Genomic DNA, 24943 nt, shown 5'->3' on the forward strand with positions numbered 1-24943 from the left:
TTTACCGATTTATTTTTAAATACAAATTGTATTTGCACCAATCAGTTGTTCTTCTGCAAGGCATAGTCAAAACATCCTAAAAACGCGACGCTATTGCTGATATCAATTTTTTGTCGCCTCCGTCTGCGCAGGCACAGCAAGCAAGAAAAATTGATATCAGCAGTGCGTGATGGTTCGATATTACTTTTCATTCCCCATAGTTGTTTGTCTTCTAAGCAGTTTTCATGCTACTTCTTCTGTTTAAGCGACACTTAAGTGATGTTTACGTTTCTGCTATAGATTAAAAAAAGCATTTTGCTACCATTGCTTTAGTTAGTGTCCGTATTTTTTGTTGGTTTATTTTTAGCTTGGTTTGATGAATATTGCTACTTTAATTACTTTTATCCAAGCTTACCCACTCTTTTATCATTGCTAGATGCCTTAATCCCTTATGATCAAAAAATATTTCAATCTGACTATGTCAGTGCACGCTAGATTATCGCAAACTAATCGTCAGTTACCGGATCAGACGCGGGTGGATGTGCTGTCGACATCAACGCCGATTAAGTCATCTGCATTGTTGAACGACGATGCAGTAAGCAAAAAGCCTGCGATAAGTAGAAAGTGTAAGGATAAAGGGTATACGGCGATGAGCGGTACTGCCTTGCTAGTGCTACAAAGCGCGATGCTGATGCCAGCTCATGCGGCCAGCGCTGTTAAAAGCGGGCAGCGGGTACTGATGATTGAGATGACACCGGCACTGTGTAGCTTGCAGCCAACACGAGCGCGTATGCGTCAATGTTTAGAGGGTTATTCGTTAACCGTATCAGGTCTGGATATGGGTTATGGCGAGCGCTGCGGGCGTGGTGCCGAGCCACGTCTGACCCCATTGCAGCTAAAAGTTGTCAATCGCATCATGCCAGACACCACGGTACGTAGCCAAGTATGGCAACATTATGGTGCCTGTAGTCCATTGAGTGCCAGCAATTATTTTCGCCAAATCACCAACTATGCCAGCGCTCTAAAACTGCCTAACGAGCTGAATACGGGCAACAGTTATACCGTCTCAAAATCACGTTTTATTGGGCAGATGACCCGCCTTAATAGTGGTATGCCAGCTTCTAGCATCGACTTAATTTGCCAAGCGGGCAGTCGACGTCAGACAATATTGACCGATGTCCACGTTTGCTATGAAGGTAGCGAATTTGGTAGCTGTAATGAGGTAGTAGACAATTGCGGCAAAAAGTTCATTATTTCAGGTGGTAAGTAACGTCCTTTGCGACGGCTAATTGATTGATATGTGTTAATTTACAAACAGGATTGCTCTTAAATTATTGTTGCTAACACTGTTTTTTTTATCCCCTTCTCTTTATTCTTAAACCTTTATACCAAAGGCTTTGTTATCAGCTTTGTCTTGCTACCCGTATAAAATGTAACAATATAGTCGTGCATAGCCTTCTTGCTTTCTCTAGACGATTAATAGGCTGAGGTGCTACACTAGCTATCGGTTTATGACTGCTATATACAGTGAGCAGATCGCTATCTCAAACGATATTCATCAATCAGAACCATCCATTAGAATCATTAATCAGAACTATTCATTAGAATCGTGAATTATCTAATCTATAATTAGGGAGTATTCAATGTCAATGAAACAGCCTTTACGTGTTGCCGTCACTGGTGCCGCTGGTAATATCAGCTATGCTATGTTATTTCGTATTGCCTCTGGTGAGATGCTAGGTAAAGATCAGCCAGTTATTTTGCAATTGCTTGAAATCGCCCCAGCACTTGACGCCCTAAAGGGTGTGGTCATGGAATTAGAAGACTGTGCATTTCCATTATTGGCCGGTATCGTTCAAACTGATGATGCGACCGTTGCATTCAAAGATGTTGACTATGCTCTGCTAGTCGGTTCACGTCCGCGTGGCCCAGGTATGGAACGTAAAGATTTGCTAGAAGCCAATGCTGCGATTTTCTCAGCGCAAGGTAAAGCACTGAACGACGTTGCTAGCCGTGATGTAAAAGTATTGGTCGTCGGCAACCCTGCGAACACCAATGCGCTTATCGCTCAGCGTAATGCACCAGATTTAGATCCACGTAATTTTACGGCTATGACTCGCCTAGATCATAACCGTGCGATGGCACAGTTGGCTGGCAAAACGGACAGCACCGTTAATGACGTGAAAAAAATGATCATTTGGGGTAACCATTCATCAACTCAGTATCCAGATCTAACGGCTGCAACTGTAAACGGCAAGCCAGCACTAGATTTAGTCGATCGTGAGTGGTACGAAGGTACTTATATCCCAGAAGTACAACAACGCGGCGCTGCAATCATTAAAGCTCGCGGTGCATCATCTGCTGCTTCTGCGGCCAACGCAGCCATTGCCCATGTACGTACATGGGCGCTAGGTAGCGATGAGAATGATTGGGTCTCTATGGGCGTTTACTCAAACGGCGAATACGGTATTGCTGAAGGCTTGATCTACTCATTCCCAGTGACCTGTGCTAACGGCGACTGGTCTATCGTAGACGGCGTTGACGTGTCATCGGATTTCTCAAAAGAGAAGATGGCAGCCACTGAACAAGAGCTTAGCGAAGAGCGTGATGCAGTATCACATTTGCTACCATAAGCAGATAATCTATTGATACAGTAATATTAAAAGTAGTATAGAGAGAAGCCTTCTGTCATTAGAGGGCTTTTTTATGTCTTGAGTAACCATCAATACAATTGCTAACGTTAGCTAAACGTTGATTAACAGCTATTAGTCTCAAGCTTGCTACAATGAAGTGGTGTATTCTAAATAATAAAGACAATTAAACTGGTAGTATTTAAGGAGAAAAAGTATGCTAGGTGAACCTGAATATAGTATGAATGAGTTATTCGCCCAATTAGGACTAGATAGCTCTGACGAAGCGATTAGTAGTTTTATTGAGAAGCATCAACTGACTAAAAACGAAGAGTTGATAAAATCTGATGTCTGGAATGACAGTCAACGGATGTTTTTACAAGAAGAGTGGACGCAAGATGCTGCATGGGTTGAGACTATTGATGAGCTAAATGTGCGGATGCATCCAGACGCATAAAATCAGCAATACCGTCGCGTTTTTAGGATATTTTGACTATAAGTTTAAAAACAAATAATAAGTCGATTAAAAAACCCACAATTCTATAAATTTAAAATTGTGGGTTTTTGCTGTTCTATATCTCAATTATAATAATTTTAGTTAAGATGCTAACTAGGCTGCTTGGCTCGCCATTCGAGTAACGCTTTTACATCGTTATGGATACCGACTTTTAGCGCCTCTAAGCCATCATAATGACGTTCACCATGTAGGTAATGTAAAAAGCGTACCTGTAGAGTTAGGTCATACAAATCCGCTTGCAACTCTGGAAAGTGCACTTCCAAACGCCAGTTATGCTCTTTATCAATAGAAGGTCTGATACCAATGCTGGCGGTGCCAAATAAGCTATGCGGACGCAAGCCTGCCACGCCTATTTTTCCATCAGTTGCTTGTGCAGTCAAACCATTGGTGATGACTTCGCCATCATCATCTAGACTCACCACATCGACGGCAAATATACCATGTAAGGCTGGCTTTAAGCGTTTTAAGTCAATATTCGCCGTAGGGAAGTCCATAGTGCGACCGATTTTATCACCGCCGACTACCAATCCTGTCATGGCATAATCGCGACCAAGTAGCGCATTAGCAGCGTCAAGGTCGCCAGCCAATAATAAGTCGCGAACGCGAGTGGAGCTAATACGTGCCGCTTTTTCACTACGATCAGTAACCGTATGTAGGTTGGTCACATCTAAGCCATAATCCCGCAAAAACTGACTGTCGCCAGTACGGTCATGACCAAATTTAAAGTCATCACCCAACACCAAGGATTTGACGTTTAAGCGCAGTGCCAAAATATCCGCAAAGGCCTTGGCCGATAGCGATCGAAAATCAGAATCAAAGCCTGCTACAATCAAAGTTTCAACACCATATTCGGCGAGCAATGCTTGTTTTTCTGCCAAATTGGTCAGGCGCGCAGGGGCAGTGTCAGGGGCAAAAAACTCACGAGGTTGTGGCTCAAATATCATGACGGCAGAGCCAAGGTTTTGTGCTTGGGCAATCTCCCGAACTTGGGACAGCATCGCTTGATGACCCAGATGGACGCCATCGAAATTACCGATAGTCAACACGCAAGGTGCTAGGTCTATCGGGCTAGTGTTGGTAGGCAAAGCGCTCGGCGACGCAATCAGTTGCTCAAGAAAGTAGGTATTCATAAGTTTTCAGCTATGATAAGACCAGATAAAAAACGAAAAAACACACCTATACTAAAAATCGATGTGTCTAAAAGCAGCCATTATAAAGTAAAATAGCCCTACTAACATCCTATAGTCCTTCCATAATCGAAGTAAGAGGCGATAAGTATCATTATTTATCACTGCTGTATCAATTAAATAGATAGTTCATTTACCAACATTATTGCAGATGGACAGCACTTAATGGTTGTCACTTACCAGCAGCTATTACCAACCACGCCATTAACGATGGAGATATTATGACTGACGTTGCCCTGACTACTATACCGCCTATTTCATCAAAATATAATCTAAACGATTCGTTCGTTGTCGAGCGTGCAAGTCAGAACGATTTATCAGAGATTTTGGCTATTTATAATCAAAGCATCGCGGGCAAACAAGCAACGGCCAATCTGACACACGTGACTTGTGAAGAGCGCGAGGCTTGGTTTGATGAGCATTTAAATAGTGCTACTCGACCTATTTATGTCGTGAGAGCAGTGGCGACGGCTGGCGAAAGCGCAGAGCAAACAGCGTCAGCGCCGATAGTGGCGTGGGGCAGCTATAGTGATCTGTACGCACGTATGGCCTATCATATCAGCAGCGAAATTAGTATTTATCTGCATCAGGACTATCATGGGCAGGGCTTGGGTAGCTCGCTGATGCGCTGGATGGTGACACAAGCGCCAAGCCTCGGTATTAACAATATCGTCGCCCTTGTGTTCGCCCATAATCAGCCAAGCTTAGGACTGTTCCGTAAGTTTGGTTTTGAGCAGTGGGGCTACATGCCAAAAGTTTGCGATATGGAAGGGTTTATCGCTGATGTCGTGATGCTAGGTAAAGCAGTGACAGCAGATGAATTGTTGTGAGATTGAGATAAAGTATTGCCAAAAAAGCCACTTTAAAAAAGTGGTTTTTTCTAAATTGCTCATGGAAGAATACAGGGTGGCGTCTTAACCCAAAATTTTCCATTGCCCCGCTATTTTTTGCAATTCATAAGTCAAGGGTGCGGGCTCACTCTGACCCTTTAGCATCAGCTCACCAGTGATGGTTGCACGAGTTTTATTAGCATTATATGTCGTATCAAGGATAGTAACGCCATCGACGGTTTGCTGAAAAGCAGATTGCGTCTTAGCAAGCTCTGCTTCAAAGTTTGCCATGTCTACTTTATAGTATCCGGCTGATTTTTTCACGTCACCTTGATATAAGCTATCTAATGCTTGCTTAACCGTGTCTTCTGGCGTACCAGATTGAGTCGGGTTAGTGACTAAGCTTGGCTGCTTGGCGTTTTCTTTATCTGCGCTTATCACAGGGTTAATATTGTCACTGTCAATAGCTGTTTCGTCTTCAGCGCTATCAGTCATTTGCTCGCCTGCAACCGTGCTCTTCGTATCAACGCCTGCCGTTTGATTGGCTGCATCGATTTCAGGGTTGTCAGCGATGGCGGCTGTATCGCTTGCTGTGTTTGCGCCATCTGTTTCTACATTATCGTTGTTGCTACAACCACTGATGAGCAATCCAGTGCTCAATACACTAGCGGTTATTAGCATTGGTAAGCGTTGCAGCATCGAATGCTTGATTGTCATAGTAACCCTCAGATTTTATTTATTTATCAATAAACAATTATGGCAACTATCAGCGGCATTCACTGTCAATTCTCATATTAAGCTTGTTTTGGTTTAGTAAGTCATTTATTCAACATTCACAGATAAATTAGCCATGCTTTAGCTGACGTGGACGGAAGCCTGTTGCTAGTAATACCACCCCATAAACCAAAGCACCTACTGCACACATAATGAGCAGAGCCGCGATACGTCGCCACTGAGCCTCGTCGGCTGGGAAGTAGGGCAACATGATATAAAGGATGGCAACCATAGAGGCGGTAGAGATTGCAAACTGGGCAAACAGCTTTTTCCAATGGTTGCCAAAACGGAAAATATCGCGCTTATGTAAGAAATAATATAATAAGCCCGCGTTTACGAAGGCCGCTCCTGTGGTCGCAAGGGCAAGACCACCATGCAGAGGTATCTCTAAAAAGTAGAATATCCCGATAAAGATCACACTAAAAACCATATTGGCAAAGACCGATATGATACCGATTTTTACTGGCGTTCTAGTGTCTTGACGGGCAAAAAATGCGGGCGCAAATATTTTAATGAGCATAAAGCCTAAAATCCCACCGGCCATACTGCGTAACGCCAGCGAACTCATTTGCGCATCACGCAAGGTAAATTCACCACGCAAGAACAGCGCTTGCATCAGCACATCAGCCAAGATAAATAGGGCGGCTGATGCGGGCACACCCACCAATATGATTAAACGTGCCGCCCAATCAATGGTCTTTTTAAAGCTAACATCATCCTTTTGCGCTTCACTCTTTGATAAGCTTGGCAAAATGACTGTACCAATCGCTACGCCAATCAGTCCTAACGGCAGCTCGCTCATACGTTCTGCCGCATAAAGCCAAGAGACTGATCCGCCAATCATTAATGAGGCAAAAATAGTATTGAGGAGCAGATTGATCTGAGTGACAGAGACACCAAAGATAGCAGGCAGCATCAGCTTCAAGATACGTTTAACGCCTTCGTGCTGAAAATCAATCTTAGGCGCGACCAGCAGCTTTTGTTGCCATAACTGCGGCAGCTGTATGAGAAACTGTAGCAAACCGGCGATTGCAACGGCATAACCAAGCGCCATAATCGGTGTATCGAACATAGGGGCAAAAATTAATGCGCCGCCAATCATACATAAATTCAACAGTACCGGTGCAAAAGCGGGCGCAGCAAAACGCCCGTAGCTTTGCAGAATACCGCTAGCAAAAGCGGTCATAGAAATAAATAATAAATAGGGAAAGGTAAGACGCAGCAGCTCGGCGGTGATGGCAAATTTACCAGGTTGATCAGCAAATCCAGGAGCAAATAAAGTCACTACCCACGGCGCCATCAAAATGACGACCACAGTGAGCATGGATAGAATCAACAACAGGGCGCCTGAGGTACGACTGACTAATATCTGTACCTGTTGTAAGCTATATTTTTCTTTGTATTCGGACAGTACTGGCACGAAAGCTTGGCTAAAGGCGCCTTCAGCAAACAGACGGCGCAAAAAGTTAGGTATCTTAAAGGCGACCAAAAAGGCATCCATCAGACCACCTGCACCAAACACCCCTAATAATACGACATCGCGTACCAGACCTAAGATACGGGACAGCATGGTCATGCTGCTGACGACCATGGTTGAGCGAAATAACCGACTTTTTGCCATGAGACCCTATTTTGCTAAGTTGTTTACTGCTGGTTGTTTACTGATGATTGTTTGCTGAGTTGCTGTTATCAAAAAACTGACGGATTATAGCATTTTCATAATCGAGATAAATGGATTGAATGTGGAATTAGTTCAGGATTCTTATATAAGCTAGGGCGTGTCCTCATTTTAAAAATGGTGATAAAAGTGAGGTAAACTGTAGTTAAACAAGGATAATATCGAAATATTGCCTAGCTATTTAACGATGATTGGCAAGATTTAACCATTTTTAGCCCATTTAGATCGCTATCAGTTGAATTGAGGACACGCCTAGTCCGTAAGGTTTTTTCCTACCAGCGCACGTAACTTTGGCCAGTCAAAGTAATCGCCAGGGTCTGTCTTTCGACCCGGCGCGATATCACTATGACCCGTTAGGTGGCGGCGGGTTTTGGGGTAGGCGTCATATAGTGCAGCGATAACGGCTGCAAGTGTGTCATATTGCACAGAGGTAAAGGACACAAAATCTGACCCTTCCAGCTCGATGCCAATGCTATAATCATTACATTCAGGACGGCCAAGATAGCTAGATCTGCCTGCATGCCATGCGCGCTCGGCAAAGTTTACAAACTGTGTGATAGCACCATCACGTTCTATAAATAGATGTGCTGAGACCTCTGCGCCCTGAATGGTTTGAAAATAAGGATGCGCATCCCAGTCTAATTGATTGGTAAATAATGCTTTTACATAATGAACACCATCACTGCCGCAGACGCCAAACTCATTCGGTGGTAGGCTAATATTGTGAATGATAATGGTGTCAATAGTCAGGTTGTCGGGTCGTTTATTATAGTTCGGCGACATAAGCCAAGTGGCTGAGGATAAGCGCCCGTCTTTGATAGTCATTGGCGGTGTCATGGACATAAGTGCTCTCTTTTATTATGGGGTTAATAAGTGCGTAGCAAATACTCGTGATTACCAATTTTTTATTAATTAATAGCGAAATTTTTTAAAAAACAGCTAATCATAACCTTCTTTTGACGATTAGATAGACCCAATAACGCGATAAGCGTATGGCTCTTACAGTGCGAGATATTACTCATGTCTATATATTCAAACCTTGTGGTGCACTCCAACCTGTTGACGACAGATTATACGCCAACGAAGATGAGCAGGCGCGCGCGTTTACCATTAATGGTTGCAGGTCTGTTGCTGACGGCACAAGCGCAGGCATTTTTGCCAACGCCAGCAGAGCTTGTGACCACAGGCGCGTTAGCGTTGGATAACAACGCTGATGCTGAGCTAGATAATAACATCAAGCCAAATAGCACCTCAAATAAAGATGTCACTGATCAGCCACGCACCAATAAAACTACTAGCGGTGTCGATAATAACGTCAGTAGTATTACCAACATTACTGCCGAGCAGCTGCTAGCATCGTGGCGCGAGAAGGCAAAAACAGAAAACCTAGCTCAGCATACGACATGGCGACGTTTATTGTACTTCTTTGATGATCAAAAAAACTTAATTGGTAAGAAAAAAGACACAAGTCTCGTTGAGGATGCTAGCTTCTTTTTGAGTGAAAAAGGTCAACAAGACTCAGGTGCAGAGCTTGATGCGTTGCTGGTCGCCCTTGCTGAAGAATTAGCGCCGACGCCTAACACGACCGTTAAAAAAAACACAGCGATTAAAAACAATACCGCTAATAACTCGGTGCTCTGTCGTTTCCCAGCGCGCGTTCAATGGCTGACTGATACGCTAAATATTGATAAGACAAACTGGCAAGCTGAGTGTCCAGAGCTGAATGAGTGGATGCAAACACTAGCGCCCGAGCAGCTGTCTATTATGTTTGCCGAAGAGTATTTGGACAATCCTATATCAGCCTTTGCCCATACTTTATTGCGTATTGACTCAAAGGCCAGTGTGGCTGATCCCAGTCAGATTCATCATGCCTACGCGCTGAATTATACGGTCGATGGTGATCCAGACGACAGCTTTTTGATTTATGCTTTCAAATCTATGACAGGTGGCTATGATAACGCCATCGAAATCGATCCTTATCCAGAAAAGCTGGCGAAGTATCTCAAAGACGATGAGCGTGATGCGTGGACGTATCAGTTGAATTTGACCCCAAGCGAGGTGCAGCAAATCATGTTGCATGTTTGGGAGACCAAAGGGTTAGAGTTACCGTATTACTTCACCACCGATAATTGCGCCTCTGAGGTTTTACGTCTTATCGACGTCGTACGCCCACAGCAGCATTTATTAAGCCGACTGCCTTATGCCGTCGTACCTTCTGACGTCATTCAGCTGCTTAATGAAGAAGACTTACTGGCAAACCCTAGTTATACGCCAGCTGATGATACTGTGCGTCAAGCCGCGCTCAATCAAGCCAAGGTCGCCGCTAAGCTAGGTTATCAGCCATTGCCTAAAGAGGCAGCCCAAGAGATCAAATCTGCAGAGCGCAATCCAGCATCCAGTATGTCAGCAGATGGTCAAACCATACGCAACCTGCCTATCGTCGCTTCGAACAATAACCCAATAGATAGACATCCATTGCAAATGGCGCAGATTGGTGTCGGACAACGCGGTGACAATAACTATATCGATGTGGGTGTGCGTGCAGGTTTTCATGACACCCTTGATCGTACCACTGGGTTTTCACAGTTTTTTAATTTAGAAGGGCTGGCAGCGACGCTACGCTTTTATGATAATGATGACAACAGTAACAATAAACAGCTGGACAGCGTGGTCTTGCAGAACATTACACTGCTGCGTGGCCGCTCATTTAACCCGGTAAATAGCGCTAAGCAAGGCAAAACTTGGGGTGTCAGTGTCGAGGCAACCCGAGTAAACGATGGCTCACAGCAAGCTGGCAGCGATCATTTGGTCGGGAGCGTGGGCTATGAGACGGGCTGGTCGTGGGCGTTTGGTACGCCAAGCGCTGGTACTGGCGAGATGCCGCCGCAGCTATGTTACGCATTGCTATCAGGCACGGGGCAAGCAGGGCGCGGTATCAATAAAGGCTTTCGAGTAGGTGCAGGCGTGAATGCTGGTTGCCGTTATCAGATTAACAATCAGTTACGCGCGCAGGCTGAATTGCAATTGCCATATTGGTATCATGGCAGCAGTGATGACTCTAACGCTCGCGGTCACTACTGGCAGCCGGTCTCAACGTTAGGTCTGCAATACGATATCGATAAAAAACAAGCATTACGTATTAATGCTAATTATGAATGGCAAGATCGCATCGATGCTAATGACGACGTGCAGCTGTCATACAGACGCTATTTCTAACCACTATTTCTAGCCGCTGTCTTCATAAGTAGTATTTTTAGATGGTGCGTGAAAGACTGGTAATGAAAAACTTGTGCCAAAAGGCTTTTGTTAAAGAAAGGACGCATTATGAGTACGCAAAATTTACTGATTATTGGACAAGGTGATATCGGTTTGCCCGTTACCAATAAACTTGCTGAGGAAGGCTCATCGGTCACAGGCCTTGCCCGCAATGAACGCGAGCATTATGATTTGAATAGTAATGCAAAGTTTATGCAAGCTGATGCGTTGACGCTTAGCGCTGCCCAACTGCAAGAATTTACTCATATTGCAATTATCGTCACTCCTGATGAGTATTCAACCAGCGGTTATCACGACAGTTATTTGGCGATTAATCAACACTTAGCAGAGTTTGCGGATAAGCTAACCAACCTTGCGCGCGTTGTTTTTATTTCCTCAACGGGTGTTTATGGTCAGGATAGTGGCGAATGGATTGATGCAGATACTGTGCCTGTCAGCCCTGAGCGCGAAGCATCAAAGGTAATCTTGCAAGCAGAACAAGTGCTGCAACAAGGCTTTGGCGATAAAGCCGTTATCATTCGTCCGAGCGGTATTTATGGTCGCGCGCGTCTCATGCGCTTATGCAAGGCCAAAGAGAAACAAAAAGAGCCAGTAGCCGCACAGCACTGGAGTAATCGTATTATGGATCGTGATTTGGTCAATATTATCACCAACGTCCTGACCATTGAGGCACCAAAGCCACTTTATATCGCCACTGACTATGCGCCCGTCACCACTCATGAGCTAGGCGTTTGGTTAAGCGAGCAAATAGGTGAGACACCGCCTACTATTGATCATTCAAAAACAGCAGTTACGGGGAAGCGCTTGCATAGCAACATTCCGTTAGCTTGGCTGGATTATCCTGACTGGCAAGCAGGTTATCGTGATATTTTGAGTTATCAAGAGTAAGATGATAGTTTGATTTAATTAGAATTGTTTTTATGTTTTATAGTTTATGGAGATTTCATGACCCAGCCTTCTACTTCTGATGACCGTTTGTCTCATGCTAATCTGGCAGCAGAAGGCGGTAAGCTGGCAGAAAACCATGTGCAAAAAAAGGCTGAGCAATCATCTATGCTAGCTGATTCACAGCAGCCTGCAATCGTCCATCCCAATTTTGATCCCAGTCAATCGCCCCTTGATCCTGCACGTCCGTTAAGTGATATTCCAGAACCTGCTCGACGCTTAAATGGTCAATTACGACGGCTTTATGGGAATTCTGCGCGCTTTTATCAGCCTAATGAGGCGACACTATCGAAGTGGGCGCTTATTGCCTCAGAGGCGCTGACTGAGCATTTGTCCTTACTCAATGCCGCCCAACTTGTTGAGTTTCCCGACAGCTTTTATCACAATCATAGCGAGCAGCCATTATTATCGCCATTAACCGATATGACTTTGTTGGACATGTCAGATATTCAGCAAGTACTTCGTGCTTATCCAAAACTGCATCGTTACGGTTTTACGCTTGCGGATAGTCCGCTACAGAGCGATCCGAACAAGATTAATAAGAGCACCAAAAGTACTTCAGCGTCGCTGCGTGCATTGACCAAACACTATAATCCTGATGAATTACTCAGCAGCCTCTATGCCGATGATTGGCAAGTGGTTTTGCAGCCGCAGCAGTTTGAGACAGGCGAGGGCAGTTTGGCGACGGATATTATGGCGTGTAGTGTCGCCGTTCATGCCCTAAAGCAATGTAGTACGCGCAAAAGCATCAATCATAGCTATAGCGCTGCGCAAATCTGTCAGCATGTACGCAGCTATCTGCTTAGCCAAATTGTTTGTGAGCCCGCCCAGCGCCATGCTTATCGTCAGATGCGCATATTTGCTGGGCATATCATTGTTGCCGCTTATCATTTAGGCTGGGACATACAAGTGAGCCATGATGGCCAGTGTTATTTTAATTGTTCATCACGTAGTGGGCTACTGACTCGTTACCCCAATATGCAGGATTACGACATCAATGGTTGGTCAAGCTGACCAATAATGCGTACAATAATGCCAGTTTTTTGACCTTCTTTTCGACGATAGGAACGCCATAATGTCTCATGCTCAAAACCCTTCTTTCTCATCCCACCAATTTATTCAACTGGCTTTAGACAATCAAGTCCTGAAGTTTGGTGAGTTCGTGCTCAAGTCTGGTCGTATCAGTCCGTATTTTTTTAATGCTGGCTTGCTGGCAACGGGTGAGATGTTGTCATTACTAGCACGTGGTTATGCAGATGCTTTGGCTGAGAAAATGGCCGAACAGATGGCAGCTAACAATAACGGTGCAGAGCAGCAAGAGCTGGTCATTTTTGGTGCGGCCTATAAAGGCATTCCATTTGTGGCTGCAACCGCGCAAGCGTTATGGCTGCATCATGGCATTAATGCCGAATGGGGTTATAACCGTAAAGAAGCCAAAACCCACGGTGAAGGGGGTAATTTGGTAGGTGCTGATGTCAGTGGCAAAGCCGTTTGGGTACTTGACGATGTGATTACGGCGGGCACAGCGATGCGCGAAGTGGTCGATATTTTAGAGCAAGCAGGTGCTAGTGTGGCCGGTATTATAGTGGCCCTCGATCGTAAAGAAAAAGGCCAAAGCGATCATTCTGCTATTCAAGAGCTTGCTGCGACCCTAAAAGTACCAGTACGTGCACTCGTCGATATCGACGATTTAATCAGCTATTTAGCGGATGACCATGACGTACAAAGCGGTCAGTATAAAGATGCGACGCAACTGGCAAAAATGCAGCATTACCGCGCGCAGTACGGTGTATAGTTGGGTACTGAAGTTTGAATCTATTCTAATAATAATATAACGTAAGTGAGCCTTATCATGAGCCAAGAAAAGCAAAAAAAATCTCTAAAAATACTCGTCATTATGGATCCTATCGAGCGGGTTAATTATAAAAAAGACACCAGCCTTGCGATGATGTGGGCAGCACAAGATCGAGGACACACACTGGGCTATTGCCAAATACATGATCTATGGTTGGATCGTGGGCAGCTGATGATAGATGCGCAGCCAGTAACCGTTGCACGCAATCCTGAAGATTTTTATACGCTAGGCGACAAGGCGACAGTGTCAGTCAGCGACTATGACGTGATTTTGATGCGTAAAGATCCCCCGTTTGACATGCGCTTTATCTATGCGACTTATATGCTCGATCATGCCAAATCGGCAGGTGTGTTGGTGGTCAATGACCCACAAGCAATTCGCGACTGTAATGAGAAATTGTTTGCAACTTGGTTTAGCGACTATATGAGCCCAACGATTGTGACCAGTAAACAAGCGCATATTCGCAAGTTTATCGCTGAACAGCAAGACGTTATCGTCAAGCCGTTAGATGGTATGGGCGGTACTGGTATTTTTCGTTTGACTGCTGATAGCCCAAACATTGGAGTGACGCTGGAGATATTAACTGAGCTTGAGACCTTGCCAATTATGGCACAGCGTTATTTACCAGAGATCAAACAAGGCGATAAGCGCGTGCTAATCGTCGATGGCGTGGTAATCGATTATAGCTTGGCGCGTATTCCTACCAAAGGCGAGACCCGTGGTAATCTGGCTGCCGGCGGTAGCGGTGTGGCTATGCCGCTGACTGACGTTGAGCGTCAAGTCGCAGAAGTGGTCGCGCCAATCGTCAAAGAAAAAGGACTAATGTTCGTCGGCTTAGACTTAATCGGTGGCCGTATTACGGAGATTAACGTCACTAGTCCAACTTGCGTACGTGAGATTGATGACCAATGTGGCACCGATATTGGTACAGACTTTATCGTAGCGATTGAAAATAAATTGGCTGTCTAAGTTCAATAGCTATTTCAAATAAACAGTTATTTGAGCTAAATAGTCATTAACCTTTATAATTATTAAACTGTAAAGCTATCAAGCTTTAGTAGTAAGAAAAGAGTGATTGAAAAGAAACTTATGTTCATAAAAAACCTAATAATTATGCTAAGATATCTTGATTATTTATCATAATTTTATATGATAGGACAGTATTATCGAGCTATAAGATGATACCAAGCACTGTATCAACTCTTTCATAACACAAGGACGTACTATGAATACATTTGCAAAATCACTCTTACTTACCGCAGGCCTAGCATTGGGTTTTAGTGCCAGTGCAGCAGACCAACTCAACAATACCAAATGGACCACTTACAACGATAGTGGTAAGCCCGATGCGGTGTTAAGGTTTTCTGAAAGCAACGGTAAGCTTTCGGCCAAAATTGTTGAGATTTTGGACCCTCGTGCCAAAAATAAAAAAGTCTGTGATGAATGTAAAGGTAAATTTAAAAACAAGCCTTTGACGGGAGCGACGGTGCTGTGGGATTTAGAGCCAGATGCTAACGATCCTAATAAATATGTCAATGGTAGCGGTATTGAGCCAGAGACTGGCAGAACCTTTTCTGGAAAAGCAGAATTACAAGGCGATACGCTGAAGCTACGTGGCTATAAAGGCATCTCATTACTGGGTAAAACTCGTATTTTAAAACACCGTTAAGCATTGACGTTTTACCCTTCAATCTAAGTCATCAACAAAGCCAAGTCGCGATTGCTCACGGCTTGGATTTTTGTTATTGGTAAACCAGAAATTACTGTATATAAGACATTGATTTCCTCTATACTATGCGGGCTTTTACAGTGTCAGTATTCTCTAACGATCGATATGACTGCAGGCTGACAAACCCTTCATATAAATAAAGAAAAGATAGGCAGACGTTCATGAAAACACCGCATATATTGATGATGGCTGCTGGCACAGGTGGGCACGTATTTCCAGCGCTTGCCGTGGCCGAAGCACTAACCGAGCGCGGTGCTATTATCCATTGGTTAGGGACGCCAAACGGTATGGAGAATGGCTTGGTTGCGCCGACTGGGTATCAGTTTCATGCTATCGATATGCAGGGCCTGCGCGGTAAAGGGCTAGGGCGCTTACTAAAATTGCCGGTTACCTTACTCTCAGCTACCATGGCCGCCATCAAAGTCATTCGCAACAATCAGATTGATATTGTCGTTGGCTTTGGCGGTTATGTGACTGCACCCGGCGGGATTGCGGCGCGTCTGACCAAAACACCGCTGATTATTCACGAGCAAAATGCCATTGCTGGTATGAGTAATCGTTATTTGGCTAAGATGGCCACTAAAGTATTACAAGCATTTGAGAATACCTTTGCGAATAGTCAGCTTGATGCTAAGCTTGAAACGGTTGGCAATCCAGTGCGTAACGCCATTACGGGGGTTGCCGAACCGGCTGAGCGTTATGATGTCACTGATAGCTCACCACTTAAGTTGTTGGTCGTAGGCGGCTCACTTGGTGCGCAAGTTTTAAACGAAATCGTACCAAAAGCGCTGGCATTAATAGACCGTCCTTTTGAAGTGCGTCATCAGTGTGGCCGTAATAACGACGCAGCCACGCAAACGGCTTATGATAGCGAGAATTTAAGTGCGCATCACTTTACCGTACAGCCCTTTATCGATGACATGGCAGCGGCTTATAATTGGGCGGATATGATTGTTTGCCGCGCAGGCGCATTGACCGTTACCGAAATCCAAAACGTCGGTATCGCTGCGATTTTTGTGCCGCTACCGCATGCCGTTGATGACCATCAAACAGCGAATGCGCGTACCTTGACATCACACGAGGCAGCGATTTTATTACCGCAGTCTGAGCTGACAGCGAAGCGTTTAAGTGATGAGCTTGCTGTACTGGATCGACAAACCTGCTTGACGATGGCCAAAAAAGGCCATGCGCTCGCCAATCGCCGCGCCAGCCAGCAAGTCGCTGATATTATCTGGCAAGCATTATAAGCGTCGGTCTTAGCATTAATTTTGTCAGCGATTTTTTACTTTAGCAAATTTCATTAGTCTTATATAAAGAGAAAACCCTATGTCTATTCCTGCGAAAGCCTTACCTAAGCGTTTGATTGAAATACCAGAGATGCGCCGTATTCAGCACTTGCATTTTGTCGGTATTGGCGGCTCGGGGATGTGCGGTATCGCGGAAGTGATGAAGAATCAGGGCTATCAAGTCAGCGGTTCTGATATTGCTGATAGCCTGGTGACTCGCCGTCTACAGCAGATTGGTATTGAGATATCGATAGGTCACGATTCCAAAAATATTGCCAATGCGGATGTCATCGTTGTATCGTCAGCGATTGATCGCAGCAATCCTGAAGTAAAAGCAGCGCTTGAAGCGCGTCTGCCAGTGGTACGCCGCGCCGATATGTTGGGTGAATTAATGCGTTATCGTCATGGCATTGCCGTGGCCGGCGCGCATGGCAAGACCACAACGACCAGTTTGCTCACTACGATGATGGCAGAAGGGCAGCTCGATCCTACCTACGTGATTGGTGGTAAGCTGAACGCTTCTGGCAAAAATGCCGCACTGGGTAGCAGCCGTTTCTTAGTAGCAGAAGCCGATGAGTCTGATGCCTCGTTTTTGTCTTTGCATCCGATGGCTGCAATTGTGACCAACATCGATCAAGACCATATGGAAACGTATGAAAATAGTTTTGACAAATTAAAAGCCGCTTATATTCAGTTTTTACAAAATATGCCGTTTTATGGTTTGGCCGTTGTGTGCGGTGATGACCCAGAATTATATGCGATGATTGATGATATTGGTCGTCCCATATTGACCTTTGGGCTTGAGCCTTTTAACGATGTACAGGCCGTTGACTTGGTGACAGAGGGCACAAAAACTCACTTTACCGTATTGCGCCGTGACCGCGAGCCTTTACGTTTGACCCTTAATATTCCTGGTACTCATAACGTCTACAATGTGCTTGCCGCTATTACCATGGCGACAGATGAAGGTGTCGATGACGAGGCCATCAAACGCGCCTTGCAAAAATTCGAAGGCGTGGGTCGTCGTTTTGAGCAGCATGCCTCTGTCAGTATCGATGATGGTGACGTGTTGTTGATTGACGATTATGGTCATCATCCAAAAGAAGTCGACGCGACGATTAAAGCGGCGCGTCAAAGCTTCCCTGAGCGTCGTTTGGTAATGATGTTTCAGCCGCACCGTTATAGCCGTACCCGCGATTGTTTTGATGATTTTGTCGAAGTACTCTCCAGCGTAGATGAGCTATTATTATTAGACGTATATTCAGCAGGTGAAAGCCCGATTACTGGTGCTGATACCAAGTCATTGGCACGTAGCATTCGGCTGCGCGGTGAAGTTGAACCGACGATTATTGACAAGGACAATTTAGCACCGGTCATGCAGCGTTTATTAAAAGCCAATGACATGCTGATTACCCAAGGTGCGGGTAATGTGGGCCAGATAGCAGTAGATTTGGCCGCCAATAACCTTTATATCTAATAAGCTAAAAAGAATTCTAGGAACTATCCTTATGACAAGCAATAACCACCAAAAAAATGCAAACGACCTTCATAAAGCCAGCGATAATGTTGAAGGTAAAGCAACGATTACCAACCCAGAGACAGCACTAGCGGCGGCGGCTCAAGCGGAGCAAGACAAGCTTGCAAGTGATAAAGTCGCTAATGATAGGGCAGAACTAAGCAATAACAACAGCGAAGTAAAAGATGCTGGCCAGTTTGGTAAAGTAGCCGTTATTTATGGTGGCAGTAGCAATGAGCGCAGCGTGTCGTTAGACAGTGGCGCCGCTGTCTTGCAAGCGCTACAAAACCAAGGCGTTGATGCCACTCATTTTGATCCTAAGCATCAGGACATTACTGAGCTGCGTGATTATGATCGCGTGTTTAATGTGTTGCATGGTCGCGGCGGTGAAGATGGTTTGCTACAAGGCGTGTTGCAATGGTTTGATATTCCGCAGACAGGTTCAGGCATTTTGGCATCAGCGCTGGGCATGGACAAGGTTCGTACCAAGCAATTGTGGCAAGGCTGCGGCTTAGCGACGGCACCATTTTCACTATTGACGGCCGATACCGACTGGCAGCAAGTGGTCAATATGCTAGGTCTGCCACTCATTATCAAGCCCGTTCATGAAGGTTCGAGTATTGGCATGACCAAGGTTAATAACTTGGACGAGTTGCCGGCGGCTTATGCAACAGCGGTACAGTGCGGTGATGCTGTCATGGCTGAGCGCTGGATTACTGGTCGCGAGTTTACGATTGTTATTATCGATGACGAAGCCTATCCGGTCATTCGTCTTGAGCCTGCTGATATCACCAACTTCTATGATTTTGAAGCCAAATACAATCGTAACGATACCAGCTACTATATTCCGTGCGGCTTAAGTGACGCTGATGAAAAGCATTTACAAGATTTGAGCCTTGCTGCATTCCGTGCTGTTGATGCCAAAGGGTGGGGGCGTATCGATGCTATGCAGGACGAAGCAGGTAACTTTTGGTTGCTTGAGATTAATACCGTCCCGGGCATGACCAGTCATAGTTTGGTACCGATGGCAGCTAAGGCGCGTGGTATGGATTTCAATACGCTGTGCTGGCACATCCTTACGCAAACATTATAAACAGTTGGTAGATTCAGCTTAAATGTTCTTGTCTGGCTTAATATTCATAACGCAGTTTGTGATAATCGCTATTGATACTATAGAAGTTTGAAAAGTGATTATTAATGGGTAAAAATAATCGTCAAATAGATACTGACATTATTGAATATTTATGAATATAAGCAGATATGAATGTATCGCTAGCCCTGCTATACCACAGCTTCGTGTAAACTTGTGTAAATTCGTTGTTAGTAGTAAGGGTTAGGCTATTGTTTGACCGCAAAATACGTTAATATTGTAATTATTGAATCGTTTTAGTGATATTTATGTTGTTTTATGAGTATATGTTATAAGTTCTTCATAAAATGAGAAAAATGTTACGTTTGAAATCAGATAACAGGGTTATATCACTCATTTTCGCCAAATATTTTGCTAACATATTCAATCCGTCATTCTCTGCGTCCGTGATGCAGATTAACTTTTAATAGAACGCACTATTGGCTTTATGCAAATAGTTTTATGCAAAATAGGGACAAAGGTCATTATGGCTCAAACTGTCAACGACGTAACTGACTTGATGAGTGATAAAACCCGTCGCCCAAAATCTAACTTCCAAGTACCGACTTCGGTCAGATATTTTTTTATGGTATTGGTGTTGGGTTTATTAGTGCTTATATTGATTATGGGTGGCAAAGCCCTACGCGATGCACCTCCAGCAGCTATTCATGTCAGCAATCAAGGTTTGACAGTCGCTCAGTATCGAGCACTACAGCAAGTGATGAACCAACAGAAAGTCAGCAGTTTTTTTACGTCTGATTTACAAGCACTAAGGGACATCACTACTGGCCTTGCTTGGGTTGACCAAGTGAGTGTGTCTCGGGATTGGCAACGTGGTATCGTCGTCACAGCACTCCCCAAGCAAGCAGTTGCTAATTTTGGTACCGAGCGTTTGGTTGATGCAAAAGGGGCTGTTTTTGTTCCCGCTGACAGTAGAGATTTGACACAAGCGCAATTTGCTACGTTACAAGGTGAGATAACGCAAGCACCGGTTATCATGCAACAAATGCAGCAAATCAATGATTGGTATGCGCCACTTGATATGCAAGTCGCTGATATTATTCTGTCACCAAGAATGACGTGGCTCATTCGTTTTGATAATGGTCAGCGCGTCATTGTTGACAATGAAAACACCGCACAAAAACTGCTGAATCTAAGTCAATTATTAGGTAATCAGTTAAGTAACCGCCGAAAAGAGATACAGTCGGTCGATTTACGTTACAAAAACGGTTTTACCATTGCTTGGAATATGGCACAACCCGAAGCCGAAGCAGCAAAATAATTGACAGTCAGAAAACACAGTCAATAATAAGTAAGCAGAAGTATTGTATAAGCATCAAAATTGAACGTACAGTAGGATATAACAGCGTAGTAATAGCGCTTTTTTAATGATTTAATGGGGACGTCATTTGGTCTCCTGTTTAGCGATAATTTGTCTGGTACCATGAAAAATACTGAAAATCTGGTTGTTGTCCATCTAAGTGCCACGGCAGTTTATGTCGTTATTGGCAGCGTTGTCTCTGCAAAAGACATTCGTATCATGGGTGTGGGGCAAGTTAAAAATAGTGACTTTTATCAAGGTCAAATAAAACATCGTGAACGCTTGCAAGGCGCTATCAAACAAGCCATTCAAGAAGCAGAAGATACTGCTAATTGCCGGGTGCATAGTGTGTGGTTGACCCTAGCGACGCCTGAGCTACTTAGCAAAAACAGTGCTGGCGAAGTGAGAGTAGAGGACGAAGTCGTCCGTGCCAAAGACATGGTACAGGCTTTATCCAATGCCAAATCACGCGACTTATCTTCAGACTATTATTTGATGCATTGTTGTCAGCAAGGTATCTATGTCGATGAACAAGACTTTATGGTCGACGATGCGATCGAAACGGTGGCGCATAATATCAGCGTGATGTATCACATGATGATGATGCCAGTCGCCAGCCGTCAAAATATCCAAAAATTATTACAGAGCTGTGATGTTGGTATCGATCATATTGTCTTCGATGCAGTGACCAGTGCAGAATATAGCCTGATGAGCGACGAGCGTCAGCAGGGTGTGTGCTTGGTCGATATTGGCGCGAGTACGACCAGTATTTGTGTCTACAAAGAAAACAAGCTGATCTTTACACATTGTATCGCCACAGGCAGCCATGAAGTGACGATGGATATTTCAGCAGATGTTGGCATATCAATGATAGAAGCTGAAAAACTTAAAAAATCGCATGGTACGGTTGATGTCAATAGTGTCGATCCTAGCTCGTTCTTTATTTTTAAACCGCAAGGGACCAGCGACGAGATTAATATCGGTATTTATAATTTAGCCCGTATTATCGAAGCGCGTTATGTGCAGATTTTTACTGAAGTGGCGCGTCAACTGCATGAAGCGGATTTGATTAGCTATATCGACAAAGGGATCGTGCTGACAGGCGGCGGTAGTGCTGTCAAAGGTATGATACCCTTTGCTAAGAAGTTGCTAAAAATGCCAGTGGTGATGACCAATACTCATCCGGCGATCAGTGCTTATAATCATTTTGATAATGACGAGTCCTTTAAGCAGCTGAATATTCAGGTCAATGATCGCGCTTATCAAACAGCATTTGGTACATTACTATATAGTCAAAGCGAGCAGTTTCGTCACAGTGAAAAAAGCGAGCCGGAAGCGCTTCAAAAAAATAGAGTGACTGGCGTCTTTCAAAGCGCAGGGCAACGTTTTGCTAGTGTGCTTAAAAAGATACTATAGTAAAGATATACCGACACTAAATGCATAAAGTAATATTAAAAGTAACATTGACAGTAATACCCTGAGCAATGACGACATATTTTTGTCCCAGCTTAACGATTTAAGCCATAGCCCTGTTTTATTTAAATACATTTATATATAGTAAGTCGATAGCGCGTCATATGAGTGCGTTAGCATGTATCGACCATCACGCTATCTGCAACTGGAGAATCTTTTTTATGTCAAAATACACCATGCCAGATGATAACCAGCTTCAAAATAACGGCCAAGCAAGCTTCACAGTATTCGGTGTGGGTGGTGGTGGCGGTAATGCTGTTGAACATATGGTACAACAAGGGATTAGAGGTGTGACGTTCGTCTGTGCGAATACGGATAAACAAGCACTTGATCGTTTGACAGCACCGCATAAGTTACAACTGGGCGCAAAAACGAACCGTGGTCTAGGCGCTGGTGCCAATCCAGAAGTCGGACGTGAAGCAGCAGAGAGCGAAGAAGAAGCGATCCGCGCGTTACTCGAACATTCTGACATGGTCTTTATTACCGCTGGAATGGGCGGTGGTACGGGTACGGGCGCAGCACCAGTCGTGGCTCGTATTGCTAAAGAGATGGAAGTATTGACGGTCGCTGTTGTGACCACACCTTTCAAATTCGAAGGCGGTAAACGTATCAAGGCGGCCAAAGCAGGTATTGAGCAGTTGACCAACTTCGTTGACTCTATCATTACCATTCCTAATGATAAGTTGATGAGCGTTTATGGCAATATCTCTATGCAAGATGCGTTCAAAAAAGCGGACGATGTGTTATTACACGCCGTGCAAGGTATCGCTGAAACCATCGCCAGCGAAGGTATGATCAATATTGACTTTAACGATATTCGCACCGCAATGACTGCCAAAGGTCATGCGATGATGGGTATTGGCCGTGCCAGCGGTGACGATCGTGCGCGTCAAGCGACTGAAAAAGCCATCAGATCACCGTTACTTGATGATTTACGTTTAGAGAATGCCAAAGGTCTACTGGTTAACGTGATTTCATCTGAGTCTTTGTCATTGGATGAAATGAGCAAAATCAGTGCAATCGTCGAAGAAATTACTGATATCGATGATGCTCATATTTTCTACGGCTCTGTTATCGATGAAAAAATGGGTGATGATTTGCATGTCACTGTCATCGCAACGGGCTTGACCTTAGATGAACACGCGGGTGAAGAGCCTGAAGTTGTTGAGCAGCCTGTACCTTCGGTGAATAGCACGCAGCCTGTTGATCCTAACTTGCATACCAGCGCGTTAAACAGTCAAAAGCAATCGCAAGCCCAACTGCATCAAGATAGTCTGGCTCGCGCAAATCCGACACAAGAGCAGCCTAAAACCAAGACCAACAGTATCCAAGACTATCTAAAGCGTCAACAAAACAAATAGTTGTTGTTTACTTCTAGTGATTATAAAAAGCCAGTGCTATGTCGCTGGCTTTTTTGTGCTTGTTTATAAGGTATAGTCAAAATATCCTAAAAACGCGACGATATCAGCAGTGCGTGATGGTTCGATATTACTTTTGACTGGCTATATGTTTTTTACGAAATCGAGATGTGCATGTGGTAGGGGTTTTATGAACATTAGCTACTAATACTAAAGCCCTTATTGATAATATGTCTCGAACAAGGTGCAGTGAAGCAAAATTTATTCTTAACAGACTGTTTCCTATAGTTATTTATAGGTTTATTAAATATAATTTGCTTGAATAACAAAGTTACGATAAGAGTTATCAATCAGAGACATAAGCAAATTAACGCTTTTTAACTATGGCGAATTGGGTACGGGTAATGGTACACTAGGTCAATTGTAACAAAATATGTGGGAAAACAGCCATGAACCAACGAACTATAAAAGCAGCGATAGCCGTTACAGGTACCGGTCTCCATAGTGGTCAGCCTGTTGATTTAGAGTTTCATCCACAGCCAGTCGATACTGGTATTGTTTTCGAGCGCTCAGATATCGAAGGTAGTCAACCGATTCCAGCCAGTGCTTTCTTAGTGCAGGACACCATGATGTCATCCAATCTAGTATTTGGAGGGGCACGGGTAGGTACGGTAGAGCATTTATTAAGTGCGATTGCCGGACTTGGCATTGATAACCTATTGATTCGTGTTTCCGCCTCAGAGATACCGATTATGGATGGGAGCGCTGCACCGTTTGTCGCATTACTAATGCAAGCGGGTTTCTGTGAGCAAGAAGGCTTAAAGAAATTCCTTAAGATTTTGAGACCAATCAGAGTAAAAGTAGAGGATAAATGGGCAGAGTTACGTCCTTATGAAGGCTTTGAATTAAACTTTGAAATTGATTTTGATCATCCTGCTATCGACAAGAATTTTCAACATGCCCAGCTGCAGTTCTCTACGCAAAACTTCATAGAAGAGCTGAGCTCAGCCCGTACTTTTGGGTTTTTACGCGATATAGAAGCTCTGCGTCAAAACAACTTGGCGTTGGGCGGTAGTATGGAAAATGCGATTGTCATCGATGAAGCCAATATCCTTAACGAAGAAGGTTTACGTTTCAATGACGAGTTCGTGCGCCATAAGATTTTGGATGCGTTAGGCGATTTATATCTGATTGGTTATCCAATTCTGGGTCGTTTTAATGCCTATAAATCTGGTCATGCCTTAAACAATTTGTTGATACGTGAAATATTATCCAATCCTGACAGCTTTGAAATTGTAACTTTTGATGACAATGTAACCTGTCCTATCGAATATTTACCCCTAAAAGGCCTAGCGGTTGAAGGATGAATACAGGAATATACACGAAGTATCGAAACATTTACGCAATATTACATAAAATGATTATAAGGATAGTTAATTTATATTCTTATAAATGAATAT

The 24943-nt window shown here is 44.2% G+C and carries 21 protein-coding genes; 17 read left to right on the plus strand and 4 right to left on the minus strand.

Annotated elements, in window-relative coordinates:
- The first annotated feature begins 457 nt into the window (after window positions 1–457).
- The 3 genes from AAEY79_RS05830 to AAEY79_RS05840 all read left to right on the plus strand — a co-directional run bounded on the left by AAEY79_RS05830 (window position 458) and on the right by AAEY79_RS05840 (window position 3066).
- Window positions 458–1249, plus strand: a complete 792-nt coding sequence (locus AAEY79_RS05830) for a hypothetical protein (protein ID WP_227688920.1) — start codon at window positions 458–460, stop codon at window positions 1247–1249.
- Between the two features lie 379 nt (window positions 1250–1628).
- Window positions 1629–2612 carry a malate dehydrogenase gene (locus AAEY79_RS05835; protein ID WP_101212575.1) on the plus strand — a complete coding sequence of 328 codons (984 nt, stop codon included), beginning with the start codon at window positions 1629–1631 and terminating at the stop codon, window positions 2610–2612.
- 214 nt (window positions 2613–2826) lie between these two features.
- Complete coding sequence (locus AAEY79_RS05840) at window positions 2827–3066, plus strand: DUF2789 family protein (RefSeq protein WP_101212337.1); 240 nt, start codon at window positions 2827–2829, stop codon at window positions 3064–3066.
- Window positions 3067–3215: 149 nt separating this feature from the next.
- Here the strand turns inward: AAEY79_RS05840 and ribF are convergent, their stop codons facing one another.
- On the minus strand, window positions 3216–4256 hold the full coding sequence (gene ribF, locus AAEY79_RS05845) for a riboflavin biosynthesis protein RibF (RefSeq protein ID WP_201565471.1): 1041 nt from the start codon (window positions 4254–4256) through the stop codon (window positions 3216–3218).
- A gap of 278 nt (window positions 4257–4534) precedes the next feature.
- Between ribF and AAEY79_RS05850 the strand changes: the two genes are divergently transcribed.
- Entirely contained in the window at window positions 4535–5143 is a 609-nt protein-coding gene (locus AAEY79_RS05850) for a GNAT family N-acetyltransferase (protein WP_201565470.1), read from the plus strand.
- Window positions 5144–5227: 84 nt separating this feature from the next.
- Here the strand turns inward: AAEY79_RS05850 and AAEY79_RS05855 are convergent, their stop codons facing one another.
- From AAEY79_RS05855 to ampD, 3 genes are all read right to left on the minus strand, one after another.
- Window positions 5228–5860, minus strand: coding sequence for a hypothetical protein (locus AAEY79_RS05855; protein WP_201565469.1), 633 nt, complete (start codon window positions 5858–5860; stop codon window positions 5228–5230).
- Window positions 5861–5987: 127 nt separating this feature from the next.
- Window positions 5988–7538, minus strand: a complete 1551-nt coding sequence (gene murJ, locus AAEY79_RS05860; protein ID WP_201583025.1) for a murein biosynthesis integral membrane protein MurJ — start codon at window positions 7536–7538, stop codon at window positions 5988–5990.
- Window positions 7539–7847: 309 nt separating this feature from the next.
- Window positions 7848–8432: a 1,6-anhydro-N-acetylmuramyl-L-alanine amidase AmpD gene (gene ampD / locus AAEY79_RS05865; RefSeq protein WP_374189998.1), complete on the minus strand. Its 585-nt coding sequence runs from the start codon at window positions 8430–8432 to the stop codon at window positions 7848–7850.
- Window positions 8433–8615: 183 nt separating this feature from the next.
- Between ampD and AAEY79_RS05870 the strand changes: the two genes are divergently transcribed.
- From AAEY79_RS05870 to lpxC, 13 genes are all read left to right on the plus strand, one after another.
- Entirely contained in the window at window positions 8616–10811 is a 2196-nt protein-coding gene (locus AAEY79_RS05870) for a DUF4105 domain-containing protein (protein WP_201583027.1), read from the plus strand.
- 108 nt (window positions 10812–10919) lie between these two features.
- The gene (locus AAEY79_RS05875; RefSeq protein WP_201583028.1) at window positions 10920–11759 is read left to right on the plus strand and encodes an SDR family oxidoreductase; all 840 of its coding nucleotides are present in this window, start codon (window positions 10920–10922) and stop codon (window positions 11757–11759) included.
- A 57-nt stretch (window positions 11760–11816) separates the two neighbouring features.
- Window positions 11817–12830 (plus strand): hypothetical protein, encoded by a 1014-nt coding sequence (locus AAEY79_RS05880; protein WP_025652405.1) that lies wholly within the window; start codon window positions 11817–11819, stop codon window positions 12828–12830.
- Window positions 12831–12891: 61 nt separating this feature from the next.
- Window positions 12892–13611, plus strand: a complete 720-nt coding sequence (gene pyrE, locus AAEY79_RS05885; protein ID WP_201583029.1) for an orotate phosphoribosyltransferase — start codon at window positions 12892–12894, stop codon at window positions 13609–13611.
- Window positions 13612–13668: 57 nt separating this feature from the next.
- The gene (gene gshB, locus AAEY79_RS05890) at window positions 13669–14640 is read left to right on the plus strand and encodes a glutathione synthase (protein ID WP_173238823.1); all 972 of its coding nucleotides are present in this window, start codon (window positions 13669–13671) and stop codon (window positions 14638–14640) included.
- A gap of 256 nt (window positions 14641–14896) precedes the next feature.
- Window positions 14897–15340 carry a DUF2147 domain-containing protein gene (locus tag AAEY79_RS05895; protein ID WP_201565461.1) on the plus strand — a complete coding sequence of 148 codons (444 nt, stop codon included), beginning with the start codon at window positions 14897–14899 and terminating at the stop codon, window positions 15338–15340.
- A gap of 221 nt (window positions 15341–15561) precedes the next feature.
- Complete coding sequence (gene murG / locus AAEY79_RS05900) at window positions 15562–16647, plus strand: undecaprenyldiphospho-muramoylpentapeptide beta-N-acetylglucosaminyltransferase (RefSeq protein ID WP_173238824.1); 1086 nt, start codon at window positions 15562–15564, stop codon at window positions 16645–16647.
- Between the two features lie 79 nt (window positions 16648–16726).
- Complete coding sequence (murC, locus tag AAEY79_RS05905; RefSeq protein WP_352287620.1) at window positions 16727–18163, plus strand: UDP-N-acetylmuramate--L-alanine ligase; 1437 nt, start codon at window positions 16727–16729, stop codon at window positions 18161–18163.
- Window positions 18164–18194: 31 nt separating this feature from the next.
- Window positions 18195–19295: a D-alanine--D-alanine ligase gene (locus AAEY79_RS05910; RefSeq protein ID WP_227523271.1), complete on the plus strand. Its 1101-nt coding sequence runs from the start codon at window positions 18195–18197 to the stop codon at window positions 19293–19295.
- A 523-nt stretch (window positions 19296–19818) separates the two neighbouring features.
- Entirely contained in the window at window positions 19819–20613 is a 795-nt protein-coding gene (locus AAEY79_RS05915; RefSeq protein ID WP_025652412.1) for a cell division protein FtsQ/DivIB, read from the plus strand.
- 162 nt (window positions 20614–20775) lie between these two features.
- Window positions 20776–22068 carry a cell division protein FtsA gene (ftsA, locus tag AAEY79_RS05920; protein WP_352287623.1) on the plus strand — a complete coding sequence of 431 codons (1293 nt, stop codon included), beginning with the start codon at window positions 20776–20778 and terminating at the stop codon, window positions 22066–22068.
- 218 nt (window positions 22069–22286) lie between these two features.
- On the plus strand, window positions 22287–23486 hold the full coding sequence (gene ftsZ / locus AAEY79_RS05925) for a cell division protein FtsZ (RefSeq protein WP_025652414.1): 1200 nt from the start codon (window positions 22287–22289) through the stop codon (window positions 23484–23486).
- Window positions 23487–23932: 446 nt separating this feature from the next.
- Window positions 23933–24850 carry a UDP-3-O-acyl-N-acetylglucosamine deacetylase gene (gene lpxC / locus AAEY79_RS05930; RefSeq protein WP_025652415.1) on the plus strand — a complete coding sequence of 306 codons (918 nt, stop codon included), beginning with the start codon at window positions 23933–23935 and terminating at the stop codon, window positions 24848–24850.
- Window positions 24851–24943: the final 93 nt, after the last annotated feature.

Source organism: Psychrobacter sp. GW64-MNA-CIBAN-0177, from assembly GCF_040309585.1.
GTDB classification, from domain to species: domain Bacteria; phylum Pseudomonadota; class Gammaproteobacteria; order Pseudomonadales; family Moraxellaceae; genus Psychrobacter; species Psychrobacter okhotskensis.

Coding starts and splice junctions, on each gene's coding strand:
- AAEY79_RS05830 (WP_227688920.1), top strand. CDS start 458: ATGTCAGTGCACGCTAGATTATCGCAAACTAATCGTCAGTTACCGGAT.
- AAEY79_RS05835 (WP_101212575.1), top strand. CDS start 1,629: ATGAAACAGCCTTTACGTGTTGCCGTCACTGGTGCCGCTGGTAATATC.
- AAEY79_RS05840 (WP_101212337.1), top strand. CDS start 2,827: ATGCTAGGTGAACCTGAATATAGTATGAATGAGTTATTCGCCCAATTA.
- ribF (WP_201565471.1), bottom strand. CDS start 4,256: ATGAATACCTACTTTCTTGAGCAACTGATTGCGTCGCCGAGCGCTTTG.
- AAEY79_RS05850 (WP_201565470.1), top strand. CDS start 4,535: ATGACTGACGTTGCCCTGACTACTATACCGCCTATTTCATCAAAATAT.
- AAEY79_RS05855 (WP_201565469.1), bottom strand. CDS start 5,860: ATGACAATCAAGCATTCGATGCTGCAACGCTTACCAATGCTAATAACC.
- murJ (WP_201583025.1), bottom strand. CDS start 7,538: ATGGCAAAAAGTCGGTTATTTCGCTCAACCATGGTCGTCAGCAGCATG.
- ampD (WP_374189998.1), bottom strand. CDS start 8,432: ATGACACCGCCAATGACTATCAAAGACGGGCGCTTATCCTCAGCCACT.
- AAEY79_RS05870 (WP_201583027.1), top strand. CDS start 8,616: ATGTCTATATATTCAAACCTTGTGGTGCACTCCAACCTGTTGACGACA.
- AAEY79_RS05875 (WP_201583028.1), top strand. CDS start 10,920: ATGAGTACGCAAAATTTACTGATTATTGGACAAGGTGATATCGGTTTG.
- AAEY79_RS05880 (WP_025652405.1), top strand. CDS start 11,817: ATGACCCAGCCTTCTACTTCTGATGACCGTTTGTCTCATGCTAATCTG.
- pyrE (WP_201583029.1), top strand. CDS start 12,892: ATGTCTCATGCTCAAAACCCTTCTTTCTCATCCCACCAATTTATTCAA.
- gshB (WP_173238823.1), top strand. CDS start 13,669: ATGAGCCAAGAAAAGCAAAAAAAATCTCTAAAAATACTCGTCATTATG.
- AAEY79_RS05895 (WP_201565461.1), top strand. CDS start 14,897: ATGAATACATTTGCAAAATCACTCTTACTTACCGCAGGCCTAGCATTG.
- murG (WP_173238824.1), top strand. CDS start 15,562: ATGAAAACACCGCATATATTGATGATGGCTGCTGGCACAGGTGGGCAC.
- murC (WP_352287620.1), top strand. CDS start 16,727: ATGTCTATTCCTGCGAAAGCCTTACCTAAGCGTTTGATTGAAATACCA.
- AAEY79_RS05910 (WP_227523271.1), top strand. CDS start 18,195: ATGACAAGCAATAACCACCAAAAAAATGCAAACGACCTTCATAAAGCC.
- AAEY79_RS05915 (WP_025652412.1), top strand. CDS start 19,819: ATGGCTCAAACTGTCAACGACGTAACTGACTTGATGAGTGATAAAACC.
- ftsA (WP_352287623.1), top strand. CDS start 20,776: ATGAAAAATACTGAAAATCTGGTTGTTGTCCATCTAAGTGCCACGGCA.
- ftsZ (WP_025652414.1), top strand. CDS start 22,287: ATGTCAAAATACACCATGCCAGATGATAACCAGCTTCAAAATAACGGC.
- lpxC (WP_025652415.1), top strand. CDS start 23,933: ATGAACCAACGAACTATAAAAGCAGCGATAGCCGTTACAGGTACCGGT.